This window comes from Bradyrhizobium sp. Leaf396, assembly GCF_001424605.1.
In the GTDB taxonomy this organism is placed as follows: Bacteria; Pseudomonadota; Alphaproteobacteria; order Rhizobiales; family Xanthobacteraceae; genus Bradyrhizobium; species Bradyrhizobium japonicum_C.
Genome location: NZ_LMQJ01000014.1, coordinates 97,533 through 114,856, shown reverse-complemented (window position 1 = coordinate 114,856; position 17,324 = coordinate 97,533). Strand labels below are relative to the sequence as shown.

Annotated in this window: 15 protein-coding genes; 6 read left to right on the top strand and 9 right to left on the bottom strand. The window is 63.9% G+C overall.

What is annotated here, in order from left to right; genetic code table 11:
- Positions 1-553 precede the first annotated feature (553 nt).
- Positions 554-1,282, top strand: coding sequence for a transglutaminase-like cysteine peptidase (locus tag ASG57_RS16220; protein ID WP_024338968.1), 729 nt, complete (start codon positions 554-556; stop codon positions 1,280-1,282).
- 218 nt (positions 1,283-1,500) lie between these two features.
- Here ASG57_RS16220 and ASG57_RS16215 read toward each other — a convergent pair whose 3' ends face one another.
- The 6 genes from ASG57_RS16215 to ASG57_RS16190 form a co-directional block, all read right to left on the bottom strand.
- Positions 1,501-2,700 carry an ABC transporter substrate-binding protein gene (locus ASG57_RS16215; protein ID WP_024338969.1) on the bottom strand — a complete coding sequence of 400 codons (1,200 nt, stop codon included), beginning with the start codon at positions 2,698-2,700 and terminating at the stop codon, positions 1,501-1,503.
- 81 nt (positions 2,701-2,781) lie between these two features.
- Entirely contained in the window at positions 2,782-4,620 is a 1,839-nt protein-coding gene (locus tag ASG57_RS16210; protein ID WP_024338970.1) for an AMP-dependent synthetase/ligase, read from the bottom strand.
- Positions 4,621-4,715: 95 nt separating this feature from the next.
- Positions 4,716-5,504: an ABC transporter ATP-binding protein gene (locus ASG57_RS16205; RefSeq protein WP_057196826.1), complete on the bottom strand. Its 789-nt coding sequence runs from the start codon at positions 5,502-5,504 to the stop codon at positions 4,716-4,718.
- Positions 5,505-5,507: 3 nt separating this feature from the next.
- Positions 5,508-6,266 (bottom strand): ABC transporter ATP-binding protein, encoded by a 759-nt coding sequence (locus tag ASG57_RS16200; protein WP_024338972.1) that lies wholly within the window; start codon positions 6,264-6,266, stop codon positions 5,508-5,510.
- A complete protein-coding gene (locus ASG57_RS16195) occupies positions 6,263-7,414 on the bottom strand; it encodes a branched-chain amino acid ABC transporter permease (protein ID WP_024338973.1) in 1,152 nt (383 codons plus the stop codon). Before ASG57_RS16195 ends, ASG57_RS16200 begins: the two co-directional genes overlap by 4 nt.
- A 5-nt stretch (positions 7,415-7,419) precedes the next feature.
- Complete coding sequence (locus tag ASG57_RS16190; protein WP_024338974.1) at positions 7,420-8,295, bottom strand: branched-chain amino acid ABC transporter permease; 876 nt, start codon at positions 8,293-8,295, stop codon at positions 7,420-7,422.
- 260 nt (positions 8,296-8,555) lie between these two features.
- Between ASG57_RS16190 and ASG57_RS16185 the strand changes: the two genes are divergently transcribed.
- The 5 genes from ASG57_RS16185 to ASG57_RS16165 all read left to right on the top strand — a co-directional run bounded on the left by ASG57_RS16185 (position 8,556) and on the right by ASG57_RS16165 (position 13,496).
- Positions 8,556-9,305, top strand: a complete 750-nt coding sequence (locus tag ASG57_RS16185) for an ABC transporter ATP-binding protein (RefSeq protein ID WP_024338975.1) — start codon at positions 8,556-8,558, stop codon at positions 9,303-9,305.
- On the top strand, positions 9,302-10,828 hold the full coding sequence (locus ASG57_RS16180; RefSeq protein WP_024338976.1) for a hypothetical protein: 1,527 nt from the start codon (positions 9,302-9,304) through the stop codon (positions 10,826-10,828). Before ASG57_RS16185 ends, ASG57_RS16180 begins: the two co-directional genes overlap by 4 nt.
- A gap of 104 nt (positions 10,829-10,932) precedes the next feature.
- Positions 10,933-11,745 (top strand): MBL fold metallo-hydrolase, encoded by an 813-nt coding sequence (locus tag ASG57_RS16175; protein WP_024338977.1) that lies wholly within the window; start codon positions 10,933-10,935, stop codon positions 11,743-11,745.
- Positions 11,746-11,810: 65 nt separating this feature from the next.
- Positions 11,811-12,332, top strand: a complete 522-nt coding sequence (locus ASG57_RS16170) for a hypothetical protein (protein WP_024338978.1) — start codon at positions 11,811-11,813, stop codon at positions 12,330-12,332.
- Between the two features lie 111 nt (positions 12,333-12,443).
- The gene (locus tag ASG57_RS16165) at positions 12,444-13,496 is read left to right on the top strand and encodes an amidohydrolase family protein (protein WP_024338979.1); all 1,053 of its coding nucleotides are present in this window, start codon (positions 12,444-12,446) and stop codon (positions 13,494-13,496) included.
- An 84-nt stretch (positions 13,497-13,580) separates the two neighbouring features.
- Here ASG57_RS16165 and ASG57_RS16160 read toward each other — a convergent pair whose 3' ends face one another.
- The 3 genes from ASG57_RS16160 to pcaB form a co-directional block, all read right to left on the bottom strand.
- On the bottom strand, positions 13,581-14,030 hold the full coding sequence (locus tag ASG57_RS16160) for a cupin domain-containing protein (RefSeq protein WP_024338980.1): 450 nt from the start codon (positions 14,028-14,030) through the stop codon (positions 13,581-13,583).
- Positions 14,031-14,330: 300 nt separating this feature from the next.
- A complete protein-coding gene (locus ASG57_RS16155) occupies positions 14,331-15,587 on the bottom strand; it encodes an aminopeptidase (RefSeq protein ID WP_024338981.1) in 1,257 nt (418 codons plus the stop codon).
- A 111-nt stretch (positions 15,588-15,698) separates the two neighbouring features.
- The gene (gene pcaB / locus ASG57_RS16150) at positions 15,699-17,060 is read right to left on the bottom strand and encodes a 3-carboxy-cis,cis-muconate cycloisomerase (RefSeq protein WP_024338982.1); all 1,362 of its coding nucleotides are present in this window, start codon (positions 17,058-17,060) and stop codon (positions 15,699-15,701) included.
- Positions 17,061-17,324: the final 264 nt, after the last annotated feature.

The window sequence follows — 17,324 nt, the reverse complement described above, 5'->3', positions numbered from 1 at the left end:
CCAAGTCCTTAGCGAAACCATCTATTGCTTGTGTGATTTCGCGTCACTTGGCGGCAAGGGCCTCCAGGGAAGAGCTCCCATCCAGAGGAGTTGAAGTAAAGCTGAAAGTACTCGCAAGTCGAATTCGACTTATTCGCGCCCATTTCCACTCACCAAAAGTAATCGATCGTAAAGTTGCGGAACGGATACTTGCAGCATCTTTCCCTGGCAGGGTCCCGGAACATCCTGCGGCAATTGCGGAGTTAAATCTGTGACCGAAGTAACAGAACCCCATGAAATGGGGGTCGTTAGCCAAAAGGCCCGATTCGGCACTGCACAACTTGTGCCTGCAATAAGGTTCATTTCGCGGCATCAGGACACCTCGTAGCGCGCCAATCGTAAAATTTTACGCAATTTGGCCAGATCCGCTTCAGCCTGTCCTCTGGTTTCCGGACCCCAGCCGGTCGCATTAAGCAGAACAAAACGGCCCGTCTCGCACTATCTGCCCGAAAGCAACAAGGCCCAGCACGTCGAGATCGAGAAGGTCCCGCGAAGCCTGGGAAGGGGATGTCAGATGGAGACCGCAGCTCGCTCGTGCACCTTTCGCGCAATCCTCGTCCTGTGCGGCCTGATCCTGCTCGGATCGGCCGCCGAGCTTCGCGCCGGCACGCTGCTGTCGCCGGGCGCGGGCGTCCTCGTGCGCAAATCCGCCGAGCCGTTCGGCGTATTCGTCTTCGCCATCTCGTCCGGCGGCTTGCAGCAGAAATGGTCCGCACTAAAAGACAGGCTCGATGACGACATGGTGCAGCTCGCGCTGTGCGACGGCGACCGAGACAATTGCGCATCGCCGGCAGCCCTGAAGCTGCTCGCCATCGTCGACCAGGCCCGCGCCCGCGAGGGCCGCGCGCGCCTCGGTGAGACCAACCGCGCCATCAATCTCGCCATCCATGCCGTCAATGACGGCACCGACGACCTCTGGAGTTCGCCGCTCGCGACCTTCGCGCGCGGCGCCGGCGATTGCGAGGATTATGCCATCGCCAAGCTCGCCGCGCTGCGGCTGGCGGGCGTGCCCCCTGAAGACCTCCGCATCGTCGTGGTTCGCGACATCCGCGCCGGCGAGGAGCATGCCGTTGCCGCTGCACGGCTCGAGGACCACTGGCTGATGCTCGACAATCGCCGCATGGCGATGGTCAAGGATGACGCGACGCGGAGCTATCAGCCGCTGTTCGTGCTGCAACAGGCGGCGGTGATGAAGTATGTCGAGCCGGTGCAGGCTTCGGTGGCGGTCGCCGAGACGCGGTGACTGCTCGCAGCTTGTTGCCACAAGCCAGTTCGCCCCGCAATTGCCTGAAGCGCGACGAGATCCGGATCAATCGTCATCGCGCTTCGGATTGTGGTTGAGCATGATCATTCCGGAAAACCGCTGCACACTTTTCCGTAATCATGCTCCCGGCGCCCCCGGCACCGCCGGGACAAGCGGTTGCTTTCACCCTCGCTCGAACGAGGGTGAAAGCGAACCGATCAGAACACCAGATTGTCCTTCACGAGCACCCAGCGACCGCCCTTGACCTGCTGCACCTGGGTAATGGTGTTGGCGAGGTGGTCGGTCTTGGAGAACTTGGTCGGCGGTGAGTTGAAGATGTCGAGGAATTTTTCGCCCGACTCGAGTGCTTCAAGCATCTTCTGACCGGTGAGATCCTTGCCCGCCTTGTTCGCGTAGAACGCAAACGTCATCATTGCGTTGTAACCGATGATCGCCTGCGTGTTGGCGTCTGCGTTGAACATCTTCTTGTAGTTGACGAGCCAGTCTTTCACCTTGCCCTTCGCGGTGTCCTCATAGGGAATCTCGAAGCCGCTTGCGGCATAGAGCCCCTCGACCGCTTCCTTGCCCAGCGCAGGAACCTCCATCACGTTGGTGGGGGTCGCGCCGAGGAAGGTGACGTCCCAGCCGAGCTTCTTGGCTTCGCTCATCGCCCCGATGGTCTCGCGAAGCACGGTGCCGAGCACCACGAGGTCGCAGCCGTCGGATTTCATCTTGGCGATCTGCGCGCTGAAGTCGGAGGCACCGCGCTTGTAGCTCGTGATCGAAGCCGGCTGCGCCTTCATGGCGGTGAGCTGCTGATTGAAGCCGTCGAGCACGTTCTTACCGTACTCGTCGTCCTGGTGCATGATGCAGGGCTTCTTGAAGCCCTTCCACTCCATCATGTACTTCACCGCGGCCCGCGTGCTCTCGACATAGGGAAGCAGGTTGTTGAACTTCAATCGTTCCTGCGGCTTCGCCGGATCGAACTTGAAGGTGAACTCGGCGGCCGTCAGCGGGAACAGCTGCAGGACGCCGGCGTCGAACAGGATGTCCTGCGCGGCGAGAACGGTCGGCGATCCCATCGGTCCCACCATTGCGAAGATCTTGTCGCGCTCGATCAGCTTCTGCGACGCCAGCACGGCCTTCTTCGGATCATAGCCGCTGTCCTCGACGACCAGTCGAATCTTGCGGCCGTGGATGCCGCCGGCGGCGTTGATCTCCTCGGTCGCCATTTTCATGCCGTTTGCGACCGGCACGCCCCACCCCTTGATCGGACCCGACAGGTCCTGGTGAGTGCCGACGACGATCTCGGTTGCCGAGATGCCCTCGTTGGTCACCTTGGTTTGCGCTGCGGCCGGCAGACAGGTGAGCACGACGGCACTCATTGCAAGGCCGAATGCGCTGAACGATTTCGACATTGACGTCTCCTCTCCTAAAGGCCCGTGTTGGACGAAGGGCGGGGGCCACAGCTCCTTCGCTTTCTCGAATCGCCGGACTCGTCACGCCACCGCACGCTCGCGATACATCGCTTCGATCTCGGCGGCGTAGCGCTTGTTCACAAAGCCGCGTTTCAGCTTCATGGTCGGTGTCAGCTCCTCGTCTTCCGGCGTGAGCTGACGCTCGATCAGGTAGAACTTCTTGATGGTTTCGACGCGGGCGAAATTGCCATTGACCTGCTCGATCTCGCGCCCGATCAGGTCCTGGATCTCTCTCGCCCGGCACAGGCTGGCGTAGTTGGTGAAGGGGATGTCGTGATCCTGAGCGAACTTCTCGACGTTCTCCTGGTCGATCATCACGAGGCAGGTGAGATAGGGCCGCTTGTCGCCGATCACGACCGCATCCGAGATGTAGGGCGAAAACTTGAGCTGGTTCTCGATCTCGGACGGCGTGATGTTCTTGCCGCCGGAGGTGATGATGATGTCTTTCATCCGGTCGGTAATGCGGACGAAGCCTTCATTGTCGATGGTGCCGACGTCGCCGGTGTGCAGCCAGCCTCGGGAATCGATCGTCTCCGCGGTCTTCTCCGGCTGGTTCAGATAGCCCATGAACAGGAAGTCGCCCCTGATCAGGATCTCGCCTTCGGGCGACAGCGCGACCTCGCCCCAGGGCACCGCAGTGCCGACCGAGCCGAGCTTGGTCCTTTCCGCCGGCATCATGGTGGCGACCCCGCAGTTCTCGGTCTGGCCGTAGACCTCATGGATGTCGATGCCGAGCGCCAGATACCAGCGGATCAGCTCCGGTGCGATCGGGGCCGCACCAGTGAAGGCAATGCGGCAGCGGTCGAGCCCGATCATGCGGCGGATGTTGCGGAAGGCAACCTGGTAGGCGATGCGGTTGGCGATCCGCAGCGACAGCGGCGGCGTCTCGCCCTCGAGCCGGTACTCGACCATGCGATAGCCGATGCCGATCGCGCGCCGATAGACCCATTGCTGCAGCGGCGTCGCATCCTTCAGCGCGATGGTGATCGCGGAGTAGAACTTCTCCCAGATTCTCGGCACCGCCAGAAAGACGGTCGGCTGCACCTCGCGCAGATTGTCCGGCACGGTCTCCGGACTCTCGGCAAAATTCATCACCGAGCCGAGGGCGACCGAGATGTAATAGCCGCCGATGCGCTCTGCGACATGGCAGAGCGGCAGGAAGATCAGCCGGTCTTCATCCTCCCGCGCCGGGATGAAGTCGTTGGCGTGCCGCATCTGGTGCGTGACGCTGCGATTGGCGTGCATCGCCCCCTTGGGCGGGCCGGTCGTGCCGGACGTGTAGACGAGGATCGCGAGATCGCCGGCGCTGCGGCTGTCGATCATCTCCTGCCACAGCGCCTCGCGGCCGACCATGTGGTTGCGGCCGAGCGCGCGAAACTCGTCGAGCGACATCACCATGTCGTCGGTAAAGCCGCTGAGTCCTTCCATGTCGAACACGATGATCTTCTGCAAGCTCGGGCAGCGCGCGCGGCAGGTCAGGATCTTGTCGAGCTGCTCCTCGTCCTCGGCGAAGATCACCTTGGTGCGGGAATCGTTGACGAGGTATTCGACCTGGGATGAAGAATCCGTCGGATAGATTCCGGAGGAGACGCCGCCGGCGCACAATATGCCCATATCGGCGTGCACCCATTCCGGAACGGCATTGGCGATGATGGAGGCAACGTCACCGGGCGCGAAGCCGATGGCGTGAAGCGCATAGGCGATCTCTTTCGAGATCTCCAGCCATTCGCGCCAGCTGGTCGGCTGCCAGATGCCGAACTTCTTCTCGCGGATCGCCGGCTTGTCGCCCCGCGTCTCGGCGGCGCGCAAGAAGCTCTTTGCGATCGTATCAGCGACCGTCAGCACCGCCGGTCGGGCCATGCGCCTCTCCTCCCTCCTCGTCGCCAGCCTCCGCTGCCTGCCTTGTCGGCGGTCTATGTTGCGGATGGCAAGCTCATCTTACTGCCAGCTCGTCCTCACCGCCACGTCTTCTTCTTCTTCCAGCGCCGCTCGCCGCGCGCGCCCGCTTCCTTGGCGCCAAGGTAGAATTCCTGGATGTCCTGGGAATGCATCAAGCGGTCGCAGGTGTCGTTCATCACGATCCGCCCGATCTCCAGGACGTAGCCGTAATGTGCGGTCTCCAGCGCCACCTTGGCATTCTGCTCGACCAGCAGGATCGACATGCCCTGCTCTTCGTTGACGCGACGGATGATGGTGAAGATTTCCTTCACCAGCAGCGGCGACAGGCCGAGCGAGGGCTCGTCGAGCAGCAGCAGCGCCGGCCGGTTCATCAGGGCGCGGCCGATCGCGAGCATCTGCTGCTCGCCGCCGGAGAGCTGGCCGGCCGGCTGGTTGATGCGCTCCCTCAGACGCGGAAAATAGCCGTAGACGCGCTCCAGATCTTCCGCGACGCCGTCCCTGTCCTTGCGCGGGTAGGCGCCCATCATCAGGTTCTCGCGCACGGAAAGGAACGGGAACACTTCGCGTCCTTCCGGCACGTGGCTGAGGCCAAGCCGCACGATCCGGTCGGCTTCCATGCGCTGGATCGGCTTGCCCAGGAACTCGATCGTCCCCTTCTGCGGGTCGAGGATGCCAGAGATCGTCTTCAGCACCGTGGTCTTGCCGGCGCCGTTGGCGCCCAGCAGCGTGACGATGCGGCCGCGCGGCACCGCCAGCGAGATGCCGCGAATCGCCATGATAGGCCCGTAATAGCTCTCGATGTTGCTGAGCTTGAGGATGATATCCGGGGTCGTGGCGGCATCCATGCGTCAGGCTCCCAGATAGGCGGCGACGACGTCGGGGTGCTGCTGGACCTCGGCCGGCGAGCCCATCGCCAGCACCCGCCCGTAATTCAGCGCAATGACGCGGTCGGAGACGCGGTTGACCAGCGACATGTCGTGTTCGACCATCAGCACCGTGATGCCGAGCTCGCTCCTCATGTCGCGGATCCAGAACGACATGTCGCCGGTCTCCTCCACGTTGAGACCGGAGGACGGCTCGTCGAGCAGGATCAGCTTCGGCTCCGAGCACAATGCGCGGGCCAGCTCGATCACCTTGCGCACGCCGTAAGGCAGACCCGAGATCAGCTTGTCGCGATACGGCTCGAGATCGAGGAATTCGATGACCTGCTCGACCCGGCGGCGGTGTACCTTCTCGTTGGCCCGCACGCTCGGCAGGAACAGCAGTTCCTGCCAGAGCTGCGTCGTCGAGTGCCGGTGGCGGCCGACCAGCAGATTGGACAGCACGGTCGCATTCTCGAACAGCTCGATGTTCTGAAAGGTGCGCGCGATGCCGAGCTTGGCGATGTCGTAGGGCGGCTCTTCCGTAATGTCCTGGTCCTCGAAGAAGATGCGGCCCGAGGTCGGCCGGTAGATCCGCGAGATCAGGTTGAAGATCGAACTCTTGCCGGCGCCGTTGGGCCCGATGATCGAGAGGATCTCGCCCCTCTCGACCGCGAACGAGACCGCATCGACGGCCTTGAGGCCGCCGAAGTGCAGCGACAGGTTCTCGGCGCGAAAATAGCTCATCGATTGCGCTCCGACTTCACGTAGATCTTCTGCCGCTTGAAGGTGGCGCGCTTGTAGAGCGGGAACAGCTGGAAGAAGAGCTTGATCTTGAGCCAGCGGCCGTAGAGCCCGAGCGGCTCGAACAGCACGAACAACACGATGATGATGCCGTAGATCGCGCCTTTCAGGCCGTTGAGCGATGCGAAGGCCGCGACGCTCGACTGGATGCTTCCCGCGGTGGCCGGCCCGGCGCCGAATGCCGCGGCGATACCCGCGATGATGCCGGGCATGTCGTCCTTGAGATAAGTCAGGAACGGATCGATCATCACGATGAAGATCGCGCCCAGCACCGCACCGTGCAGGCTGAAGGTGCCGCCGATCAGGATCACGATGATGAACTCGATCGAGAGCTGCAGCGTGAACATCTCCGGCGAGATGAAGGAGAGCTTGTGCGCGAACAAGACGCCGGCAAGGCCGGTGATCGCCGCCGAGATCGCGAACGACTTCACCTTGTAGAGCGCGACATTGACCCCCATGCTGCGCGCGGCCGTCTCGCTGTCGCGGATCGCGACGAAGGCGCGGCCCGTCGGCGAGCGCAGCAGATTGAGCGTGCCGACGATGGTCAGCACCAGCACGGCAAGACAAAGATAATAGAAGGTCGGGCTGTCGCGCGGCACGGTAACACCGAGCAGCGACAGCGCCTTGACGCGCATGCCCTCGTTGCCGTGGGTGACGCTCTCCCAGCGCGCCAGGATCTCCTCGACGATCAGGGCAAAGGAGATGGTGGCGATGACGAGATAGATGCCGGTGAGACGCAGCGCGGGAAAGCCGACCATCGCGCCGATGATGCCAGTCAAGAGCCCGGCGGCGAGGAAGTAGACCGGGAACGGCACGTTGTATTCCTGCAAATAGGCCGCGGTGTAGGCCCCGATCGCGAGGAAGGCGGCGTGCCCGAGCGAGGCCTGGCCGGTGAACCCGGTCAGGATCAAGAGCGCCACGCCGACCGTCGCATAGATGCAGACGAAGACGAGCTGGCTCATCAAGTAGCTGGAGAGCGCATAGGGCGCGACCAGCAGCAGCGCGAGCAGGATGCCGTAGGAGACGACGTAGCCCGAATGCGGGAACAGCTTGATATCGTCTTCATAGTCGGTCTTGAACAGGAAGCGCATGGCGTTCAGACCTTCTTGCGGACGTGGAGGCCGAACAGGCCCTCGGGCTTCAGGAGCAGCACGGTCAGCAGCACGACATAGGGCGCGACGTCCTTCCAGCCTTCAGGCAGGTAGAAGCCGGCCATGCTCTCGATCACGCCGATCAGGACGCCGCCGACCACGGCGCCCGGGATCGAGCCGAAGCCGCCGAGCACGGCGGCAGGAAATGCCTTCAAGCCGAGCACGAGGCCGACATTCGAGTGAATGAAGGTGATCGGCGCCAGCAGCACGCCGGCGCAGGTTGCGACCGCCGCGCTGATCGCCCACACGACCGACACCACACGCTTGACCGGGATGCCCATGTAGTAGGCCGCCAGCATGTTCTCGGAGCTGGCGCGCATCGCGGTGCCGAGCACGGTCTTGTTGAAGAACAGCCACAGCAGCGTGCACAGGATCATCGTCGCCGCGATGACGGAGAGCTTGTCATAGGCGAGCACCAGGGAGCCCATGCGCAGCACGCCCTGGCTGAACGGCGTATCGATCTTCAAATCGTCGGTGCCCCAGATCATGCCGGCGACCGATCGCAGGAAGTAGCCGAGCCCGATCGTCGCCATGATGATCGAGAACTGCGGATAGCCGAGGATCGGCCGCACCACCACGCGCTCCGCCACCATGCCGAACAGCGCCATCGCCGCCACGGCACCGGCAAAGCCGATCCAGTAGTTCAGGCCCATCATGCCGATGAAGGTGAAGGCGAAGAAGCCGCCGAGCATCATCAGATCGCCTTGGGCGAAATTGACGACTTCGGTGGCCTTGTAGACGAGCACGAAGCCGAGTGCGATCAGGCCGTAAACGCAGCCGAGCGCAACACCGCTGACGAGCTGCTGAACGAAATCCAGCATCGACGCGCATCCTCCCGATGCGACCGGCGGTTCTTGATGACCGTTTGCCGCATCTTGTGTCCAGTCGCTACGCGGTCGTTTCGCCGCGTTAGCTCCATTTGTCCGGAATCAATTCAGCCTGAACCGCCCTGCGCTGTCAACAAACGGTGACACTCCCTTGGTCCGCCGGATGACGGAATTTGCGGCAGCGCGATTCACGGTGCCGAAACATCTTGCGGTCATGGTCGCGGGCAATGCAAAACCGGATGGTGTGACCCGTCATGAAGCCGGACCACGCGGCGCTGGAAGTCCGAGGGTTAACGAAGCGTTTTGACCGTCTGGCGGTCGACGGCCTCGATCTCACCATTCACGCGGGCGAGTTTTATGCACTGGTCGGCCCGAACGGCGCCGGCAAGACCACCACTTTGCGCATGGTGGCGGGCCTGTTGCGCCCCGATGCCGGCGCGGTCTCGATCTTCGGGATCGATGCGCTGGCGGACCCCGTCGCAGCCAAGCAGGCGATGGCTTGGGTTTCCGACGAGCCCATGATCTACGACAAGCTGAGCCCGCTCGAATATCTCGAGTTCGTCGCGGGGCTCTGGGGCATCGCGCCGTCGGTCTCGGAGCCGGTCGCGCAGGAGCTGCTCAACTCCCTCGGGCTCGAGGCGCACCGGCACGAGCGCTGCGAGGGCTTTTCCAAGGGCATGCGCCAGAAGGTCGCTCTCGCAGGGGCCCTGGTGCACGATCCCCGCCTCATCATTCTCGACGAACCGCTGACGGGGCTCGATGCCGTCTCCGCACGCCACGTCAAGGGCCTGCTCGGCGAACGCGTCCGCGCCGGCTGCACCGTCATCATGACCACGCATATTCTCGAGGTCGCCGAGCGGATGGCCGACCGCATCGGCGTGATCGCGTCCGGGCGCCTGGTCGCCGAAGGCACGCTCACCGAGCTGCGCCAGCAAAACGGCCATGCCGATACCAGCCTCGAAGACCTTTTCATCGCGCTGGTGACGCTTCAGGCCGCGGCATGAGCTCGGCAACCGCGCTGTCCTGGTTTGCCCGCCACGAGCTGCGGCTCGCCTGGCGCGAATGGTTCGCCATGATGACGGGCGGACGGCGCAAACGCACGCGCGCTGCGGTGATCGGCCTGCTCTGCTTCGCCGCGCTGCTGCACCTGCCGGCCTGGGCGGTGATCGGCCGTTTCGCCGATCTGCAGCTGCCGCTCGACAAGTCCGCCCTGATCGTGATCACGGCGACGATCTTTCTCGCCTGGACCTTGATGCTGTCGCAGGCGATCGAATCCGTGACGCGGGTATTCTACGCGCGCGCCGATCTCGACCTGATCATGTCCTCGCCGGCAACGCTGGCCAATCTGTTCTCGGTCCGCATCGCCGCGATCGCGCTGACCGTCACGGTGCTCGCGCTGCTGTTCTCGACGCCCTTCATCGACGTGCTGGTGCTCGGCGGCGGCGCGCGCTGGCTGGCCGCCTTCGGCGTCGTCGTCGCCATGGGCCTGTCCGCCGCGGCGATCGCGATTGCGGTGACCATCCTCTTGTTCCGGCTGATCGGCCCGGCACGAACGCGCCTGATTGCCCAGATCCTCGCCGCGATCATCGGCGCCGGCTTCGTGATCGCGCTGCAGGTTGCGGCGATCATGTCCTACGGCACGCTGTCCCGCTTCACCATGCTGACCTCGGGCAGCCTGGCGGCCTACGCGCCCGACATCGACAGCATCTGGTGGTGGCCGGCACGGGCGGCCCTGGGCGACAGCGAGGCGCTGCTGCTGCTTCTCGCGCTGGCCCTGGTGCTGCTCGGCAGCGTCATGGCGATCTTCTCGCACCGCTTCGCCGATACCGCGATCGATGCGGCAGCTTACGGCACGTCGGGCCGCACCCGTGGCAAGGAGCGCCCGTTCCGGGGCGGATCGCGCCAGCAGGCGCTGCGGCGCAAGGAGTTCGTGCTGCTGTGGCGCGATCCCTGGCTGATCTCGCAAACATTGATGCAGCTGCTCTATCTGGTGCCGCCGGCGCTCCTGCTCTGGCGGAATTTTGCCGACAGCTCCGCGGCGCTGACGCTGATCACACCTGTCATCGTGATGGCGGCCGGACAGCTGGCCGGCGGGCTCGCCTGGCTGACGATCTCGGGCGAGGACGCTCCCGATCTCGTCGCCACCGCGCCGCTGACGCCCTCCAGCGTCATCCGCGCCAAGATCGAGGTGGTGCTGATCGCCGTCGCCGCGATCTTCAGTCCGCTAATCGCGGCGCTGGCCTGGGCCTCGCCGTACCAGGCCGCGATCAGTGCCGGCGCGATCATCGTCAGCGCGGCCGCGGCGACCGCGATCCAGCTCTGGTTCCGGGTGCAGGCGCGGCGCAGCCAATTCCGGCGCCGGCAGACGTCCTCCAGGCTTGCGACCTTCGCCGAAGCTTTCTCCTCGATCGGCTGGGCTGCGAGCGCCGCACTGCTGCTCGCCTTGCCGCTCGCCGGCCTCATCAGCGGCCTGATCACCGCCGGCCTGGTCGCCATCACCTGGAAGCTCAGCCCAAAGCGCGACTAGAGGCCGGCCCAAAGGTGCGACGCTGACGCGCTGTTGATCGCGGCCCATTGGCCACGCACTGCCTTGCACGCTAGACTTTCCCTGACATCATCGGGGACGGATCCATGCGGCGACTGTTTTCGACGGCTCTGGCGCTGTTCGGCGCGCTCCTCTCACCTGCGCTGGCGCAGCAGCCACAGCGCAGCGAATGCCTGGCGATGGCCAATGCGGCGCCGCGGGTCATGTCCGTCGCGTATCGGCCAGCGGCCGGCTCGGCCGGGGTAGAGATCACCTATGCCGGACACTCCACTTACTTCATCGACACGCCGGGCGGCCTGCGCATCGCGACCGATTACAGCGGCGCGTACCAGGTGGGACGGCTGCCCGACGTCGTCACCATGAACCGGGCCCACAGCACCCACTATTCCTTGTATCCGGACAAGCGCATTCCCCATGTGCTGCATGGCTGGAGCGATGACGGCCAGCCGGCGATCGTGTCGCAGCGCATCAGCGACACCTTCATCCGCAACGTCACGACCGACATCCGCCGCTATATCGGCGACGATCTCGGCAGCGACATGATCCGGGACGGCAATTCCATCTTCATCTTCGAGGCGGCCGGCCTCTGCATCGGCCATCTCGGCCACCTCCATCACAAGCTGGACGACACCCATTTCGCCCAGATCGGACGGCTCGACATCGTGATGGTGCCGATCGACGGCACCTACACCATGTCGTTGGACGGCATCTCCGAGATCACCAAACGGCTGCGCGCCTCCGTGGTGCTGCCGATGCATCGCTTCGCCACCCCGCTCGAGGACTTCATGCGGCGGATCGGCCAGCACTTCGAGATCGAGCGCCGCCTCGAGCGCTCATTCCGGATGTCGCGGGATACGCTGCCGAACAAGCCGATCGTGATCATCCTCGACGGCGTCTGAGGCGCAATTTTCTCCAAGCCGGCCAGCGGCCGATCATGCTGATCTCCTCGCAACAGGAGATCGACATGAGCGACTTTGCGCGATTGTTGCACGCGGACGCAGCCAACCCCGAGCATGCCGAGGCACTCCAGCTCTATGGCCGCTTCGTCGGCGACTGGGACGCCGAGATCACCGCCCATGGGACCGACGGAACGAGGCACACCGCCCCCGGCGAAATCCATTTTGGCTGGGTGCTCGAAGGCCGCGCCGTCCAGGACGTCTGGATCATTCCCCGGCCCGCGAGCGCGCCGGCCTTTCCGATCGCCGGCAACTGGTACGGCACGACGCTGCGGGTCTATGATCCCGCCATCTCGGCCTGGCGAATTTGCTGGTTCGATCCCGCGCGCTGCGTGTTCCGCCAGCAGATCGGCCGTCCGCGCGGCAAGGACATCGTGCAGGAAGGCACGACCGAAGCCGGCGAGCTGACGCGGTGGAGCTTCACGGAGATCACCGACCAGTCCTTTCACTGGCTCGGCGAATCCAAACCGCCTGCGGCAGCCGACTGGCGGCTCGCGGTCGACGTGAGGGCGAAGCGGCGCAGGAGCTGACGAAGGCCGCTGTGCTCGTGATGACGGAGGCGGTTGCAGAACACGCGCTGCTGCCTGACGAGATCAGATGCTAGGCTCCTCCCCAACAATGAACGAAGGGAGCGAACGCCGATGGCCGCAAGCGGTCTGCCTAGCAACACCAGCGGGCTCTTCGTCGAGCCGCGCGAGGACTGGCTCGCGTTGCATCGCGAGGAGATCATCGATCCCTTGCGACCGATCGTCGATCCCCACCACCATCTCTGGAATCGCGGCCATCGCTACCTGATCGAGGAAATGGCGGCCGACATCGCATCCGGCCACAACGTCGTTGCCACCGTCTATGTCGATTGCCGGTCGATGTACCGTGCGCACGGCCCCGAAGCGTTCCGGCCCGTCGGCGAGGTCGAGTTCGCCAACGGCGTCGCAGCAATGAGCGCCAGCGGAGCTTACGGCAACGCTGCGATCTGCGCCGGCATCGTCAGCCACGCCAATCTTCTGCTCGGCGATTCGGTAAAGCCGGTGCTCGAAGCCGAGATCGCGGCGGGCAACGGCCGCTTCCGCGGTATCAGGCATTCCTCGGCCTGGGACGAAGACCCTGTGGTGGCGGGGATGTACGCGAACAGGCCGAAGGGACTGCTGCGGGACAGGACCTTCCGCGAAGGCTTCTCCTGTCTCGCCCCCCTGAACCTCAGCTTCGATGCCTGGCTATTCCATCCGCAGATCGGCGAGCTGACCGAGCTGGCGCGCGCTTTCCCCGACACCAGGGTCGTGCTCGACCATTGCGGCGGCCCGGCCGGCATCGGTCGCTTCGCGGGCCGGCGCGAGGAGGTGTTCGCGCAATGGCGCGCCTCGATCCGCGAGATCGCGACATGCGGGAACGTGGTGGTGAAGCTCGGCGGCCTCGCAATGTGCCTGCTCGGCTACGACTTCCATCTGCGCGAGAGGCCGCCGTCATCCGAGGACCTCGCCGCGGCGTGGCGTCCCTATATCGAGACCTGCATCGAGGCATTCGGCGTGAAGCGGGCGATGTTCGAGAGCAACTTCCCGCCGGACAAGGGCCAGTGCAGCTACCAGGTGATCTTCAATGCGTTCAAGCGCATCGCATCGTCCTTGAGCGAGGCAGAGAAGACGGCGCTGTTCTCGCAAACCGCGGCCGACTTCTACCGGCTCGAGCTGCCGTCATGACGACAAGAGGGGCCGGGATGCTGATCCCGACCCCTCTTCGTCGTGGCCGCTGGGAAGCGTTCTTGAAACTTGATCGTCGGAATTCTAGCCGGCGCCCATCAGCGAGGCCGGACGGCGCTCACCGCTGGAGGCGAACATTTTCTTGAGCTTGTTGACGACGCGGATCAGGAAGCCGATCATCACGGGATTGGTCTTGCGGCAGAACGCGATCTTCTTGACGTGGCCTTCGACATGCCATTTGGCGTGCGCCCCGTCGCGGAAGAAGATGACGTCGCCGGGACCATAGCGCTTGGGCGGCATGCCGTCGCTTTCGAGCACGATCGATCCTTCCATGATCATGATCGTCTCGTCGATGTCGTAGTACCAGTTGAAGCGCCCTTCGGTGCATTGCCAGATGATGGTCTGGGCGGTGCCGTCGGCGCTGGTCGACAGGACGCGCGAGCGGGAGACCGGATTGCCCTCGATGACCCAGGACGGCTCGATCGGCCGCAGTTCGAGGTCAACATTGCAACTACCGACTTCAATCAATGCCATTTGCTTCCTCGGGAAATGATATTTGCGGCCGATCCCGGCCGGGAGTGTTTCGAAAGATGTTCGGACGCTAGTAGCCCGTTTTTAATTCTTTCTTACAGCCATTTCGAGAATCAGCCGGAAGCGACAAGTGCAAACGGTTAACGTCGCAATTCCCTTGCAAATCCGCGCACATGCCGCGGTCCTTTCCCGGGTGCGACAAAACGCGCGAAGGCGCCGGCGCCCATATACCATTGCGCACGCAAGGAATGAGCGCACGGATCTGCCGCCGCACCCACCCCGCCCTGAAGAGAGGTACGCCGGCTACTTCGCCCACTCGCCCTTGCGGAAAACCGGGACCTTGCTGCCGTCGGCCAAAATGCCGTCGATGTCGGTCTCGGCCGATCCGATCATCCAATCGATATGGATCAGGCTCTGGTTGCCGCCTTGCGCGGCGATCTGCTGCGGCGTGAGCTGCGCGCCGTTGACGAAGCATTTCGAATAGCACTGGCCGAGCGCGATGTGCGAGGCTGCGTTCTCGTCGAACAGCGTATTGTAGAACAACAATCCGCTCTGCGAGATCGGCGAGGAATGCGGCACCAGCGCCACTTCGCCGAGGCGCCGCGCGCCCTCGTCGGTGTCGAGCACCTTGTTCAGCACCTCCGCGCCGCGCGAGGCCTTTGCGTCGACGATCTTGCCGTCCTCGAAGCGCACGGCGATGTTGTCGATCAGCGTGCCCTGGTAGGACAGCGGCTTCGAGCTCACGACATGGCCGTAGACGCGGCGGCAATGCGGCGTGGTGAAGACCTCTTCGGTCGGGATATTGGCGTTGCAGCTGATGCCGTTCTTGGAGAGCGAGGCACCGCCTTCCCATTCGTGACCGTCGGCAAGTCCGATGGTGAGGTCGGTGCCGGGACCCGAATATTGCAGCGCGCGGAAGCGCTGGCCGTTGAGCCAATTGGTGCGCTCGCGCAGCACCGCATTGTGGCTCGCCCAATTGCCCATCGCGTCCTCGTGATCGACACGGGACGCTGCGAAAATCGCATCCGCAAGCTTGCCGACCGCCACGTCCTCAGGATCATCAGGGAATACCAACCTCGCCCAGGACGGGCTTGGATAGGCGATGATGTTCCAGTTGGTGTCGAAATTGACGATCTTCTCCAGCGCGGGCTGATAGGCCATCGAATTTGCCTTGCTGGCGCGCGCCACTTTGGACGGATCCTCGCCCGACAGCAGCATGGGGTTGTCGCCGACGATCGCGAGCCGCGCGGTGTTCTCGGAGAATGCCTTGGCCATGCCCTCATAAAGCCAGCCGGCGGCACGATCGAAACTGTCGTCGTGGCCGTGACGATAGCGCGCCAGCGTCATCTCCTCGTCCGACAGGATCGGCGTCACGAGACCTGCGCCGGCCTTGTAGGCATGCACGGCGATCCGTCGCACCAGCGGCAGCGCGACCGCGGGCGCCGTCAGAAGCAGATCCTGTCCCGGCCGCAAGCCCAGGCCCACCTTCACCGCCACCTCGGCCAGACGGTCGAGCTTCACGGGATCGATGGGAGTGGAGGTATTGCGTTGATCAGTCATGCCGGACCCTCTGCCGAACTCTCTCAGTCAATCTAAGTCTAGCACCGCCAGACACAAGTATGCGAGCGCCATGCGGCACATGAAAGATACGCGGTTTCACGCATTTGGTTTTCAACGCGTTGCCGATTTCAGCACCCGATCGACCATGGCAGGCGCGAGGCCGAGGTAATTTTTCGGTGAAGTCAGCGCCTCGATTGTGGCGCGATTGATGCGGCTTGAGATGCGCGAATCTGCTGACAGCGCATCGGCAAGGCTCATTCCCTTCTCGTTGGCCTGACGGCAGGCGTCATAGACCACGTCATGCGCCTCCTGCCGGCCGATTTGCGGCGCGAGCCCCATCATGACCGCTTCGGCCACGATCAGGCCGCGGCTGATGGCGAGATTGTCGTTCATCTTCGCTTCGTCCACGATCAGACCGGCGAGCGCAAACTTCGCCTGGTGCAGCGCGCCAGCGGTCAGCACGAAACTTTCAGGGATCGCCATCCATTCGGCGTGCCACGGCCCTGTGGCACGCTCGAAATCCTGCACCATGGCGTCGAGCATCAGGCCGGCATGCTGGCGCACCGCTTTGGAAGCCGCGAGCATCAGTTCCGACGAAATCGGGTTGCGCTTCTGCGGCATGGTCGAGGAGGCGCCGCGCCCCTTGACGAAAGGCTCGTAGACCTCGGCGAACTCGGTCGAGGCCATGATCATGATGTCGAGCGCGATCTTGCCGAGAGAGCCGGTGACCAGCGCGAGGAAGTTCACGGCCTCGGCAAAGCCGTCGCGCGCGACGTGCCAGGTCGAGGCGGGAACGCCGAGCTTCAGCTCGGCGCAGAGCGCCTCCTGCACCTCAAAGCCCTTGTCGCCGAGCGAGGCCAGCGTGCCGGCGGCGCCGGCGAACTGACCGACCAGGACGCGCGGCTTGAGCTGCGCCAGCCGCTCGGCGTGGCGATCGAACATCGCGAGCCAGATCGCGGTCTTGTAGCCGAAGGTCACCGGCAGCGCCTGCTGGAGATGGGTTCGGCCTGCCATCGCCGTGTCGCGATGGCACTTCGACAGATCGGCGAGAATTCTGCGCAGCTCGCCGATGTCGCGTTCGACGATCTCGAGCCCGGCGCGCAACTGCAGCACCACGGCGGTGTCCATGATGTCCTGCGTGGTGGCACCCCAATGCACGTAGCGGCCGGCCTCGCCGCATTGCTTCACCATCTGATGCACCAAAGGAAGGATCGGATAGCCGACGATATCGGTCTCCTGCCTGAGCAGGTCGAAATCGAACGCGGCGACGTCGGTCCGCGCCGCGATCGCTGCCGCCGCCTCCTGTGGGATCACGCCGCATCTCGCTTCCGCCCTCGCCAGCGCCACCTCGACTTCGGCATAGCGCGCGACCGTCGCGACGTCGGAGAACACCTCGCGCATCTCTGGCGTGCCGAAGGCGTCGCGAAACAGCATGGAGTCGAGCACGGTGGTGGAGGCGGGGAAAGCTGGCATGGGCGTTTCTTCGTGGTTGAAGTCTTGTGTGTGCGGCAGCTTACGCAGGTTGCTCGGCAGAGCAATCCGACATTCAGGGTTCATCACACGTTCGGTGCCGTCCGATGGTTCTCGCAAGCCTTTTTCTCGGTGACTCCGAGGCCTGTACTGCGCATCGCCCCTTCAGGACGGACCGCGGCCATCGGCCCCGGAGCGCAACATTCGAGCTTCGGTTGTATTCCCCTCAGAAAACGGCATGGCAGCCATCACGCAATCTCGATGAAC

What these genes read in the sequence shown, in the direction of transcription:
- ASG57_RS16220 (WP_024338968.1), top strand. Translation starts at nt 554, where the DNA reads ATGGAGACCGCAGCTCGCTCGTGCACCTTTCGCGCAATCCTCGTCCTG.
- ASG57_RS16215 (WP_024338969.1), bottom strand. Translation starts at nt 2,700, where the DNA reads ATGTCGAAATCGTTCAGCGCATTCGGCCTTGCAATGAGTGCCGTCGTG.
- ASG57_RS16210 (WP_024338970.1), bottom strand. Translation starts at nt 4,620, where the DNA reads ATGGCCCGACCGGCGGTGCTGACGGTCGCTGATACGATCGCAAAGAGC.
- ASG57_RS16205 (WP_057196826.1), bottom strand. Translation starts at nt 5,504, where the DNA reads ATGGATGCCGCCACGACCCCGGATATCATCCTCAAGCTCAGCAACATC.
- ASG57_RS16200 (WP_024338972.1), bottom strand. Translation starts at nt 6,266, where the DNA reads ATGAGCTATTTTCGCGCCGAGAACCTGTCGCTGCACTTCGGCGGCCTC.
- ASG57_RS16195 (WP_024338973.1), bottom strand. Translation starts at nt 7,414, where the DNA reads ATGCGCTTCCTGTTCAAGACCGACTATGAAGACGATATCAAGCTGTTC.
- ASG57_RS16190 (WP_024338974.1), bottom strand. Translation starts at nt 8,295, where the DNA reads ATGCTGGATTTCGTTCAGCAGCTCGTCAGCGGTGTTGCGCTCGGCTGC.
- ASG57_RS16185 (WP_024338975.1), top strand. Translation starts at nt 8,556, where the DNA reads ATGAAGCCGGACCACGCGGCGCTGGAAGTCCGAGGGTTAACGAAGCGT.
- ASG57_RS16180 (WP_024338976.1), top strand. Translation starts at nt 9,302, where the DNA reads ATGAGCTCGGCAACCGCGCTGTCCTGGTTTGCCCGCCACGAGCTGCGG.
- ASG57_RS16175 (WP_024338977.1), top strand. Translation starts at nt 10,933, where the DNA reads ATGCGGCGACTGTTTTCGACGGCTCTGGCGCTGTTCGGCGCGCTCCTC.
- ASG57_RS16170 (WP_024338978.1), top strand. Translation starts at nt 11,811, where the DNA reads ATGAGCGACTTTGCGCGATTGTTGCACGCGGACGCAGCCAACCCCGAG.
- ASG57_RS16165 (WP_024338979.1), top strand. Translation starts at nt 12,444, where the DNA reads ATGGCCGCAAGCGGTCTGCCTAGCAACACCAGCGGGCTCTTCGTCGAG.
- ASG57_RS16160 (WP_024338980.1), bottom strand. Translation starts at nt 14,030, where the DNA reads ATGGCATTGATTGAAGTCGGTAGTTGCAATGTTGACCTCGAACTGCGG.
- ASG57_RS16155 (WP_024338981.1), bottom strand. Translation starts at nt 15,587, where the DNA reads ATGACTGATCAACGCAATACCTCCACTCCCATCGATCCCGTGAAGCTC.
- pcaB (WP_024338982.1), bottom strand. Translation starts at nt 17,060, where the DNA reads ATGCCAGCTTTCCCCGCCTCCACCACCGTGCTCGACTCCATGCTGTTT.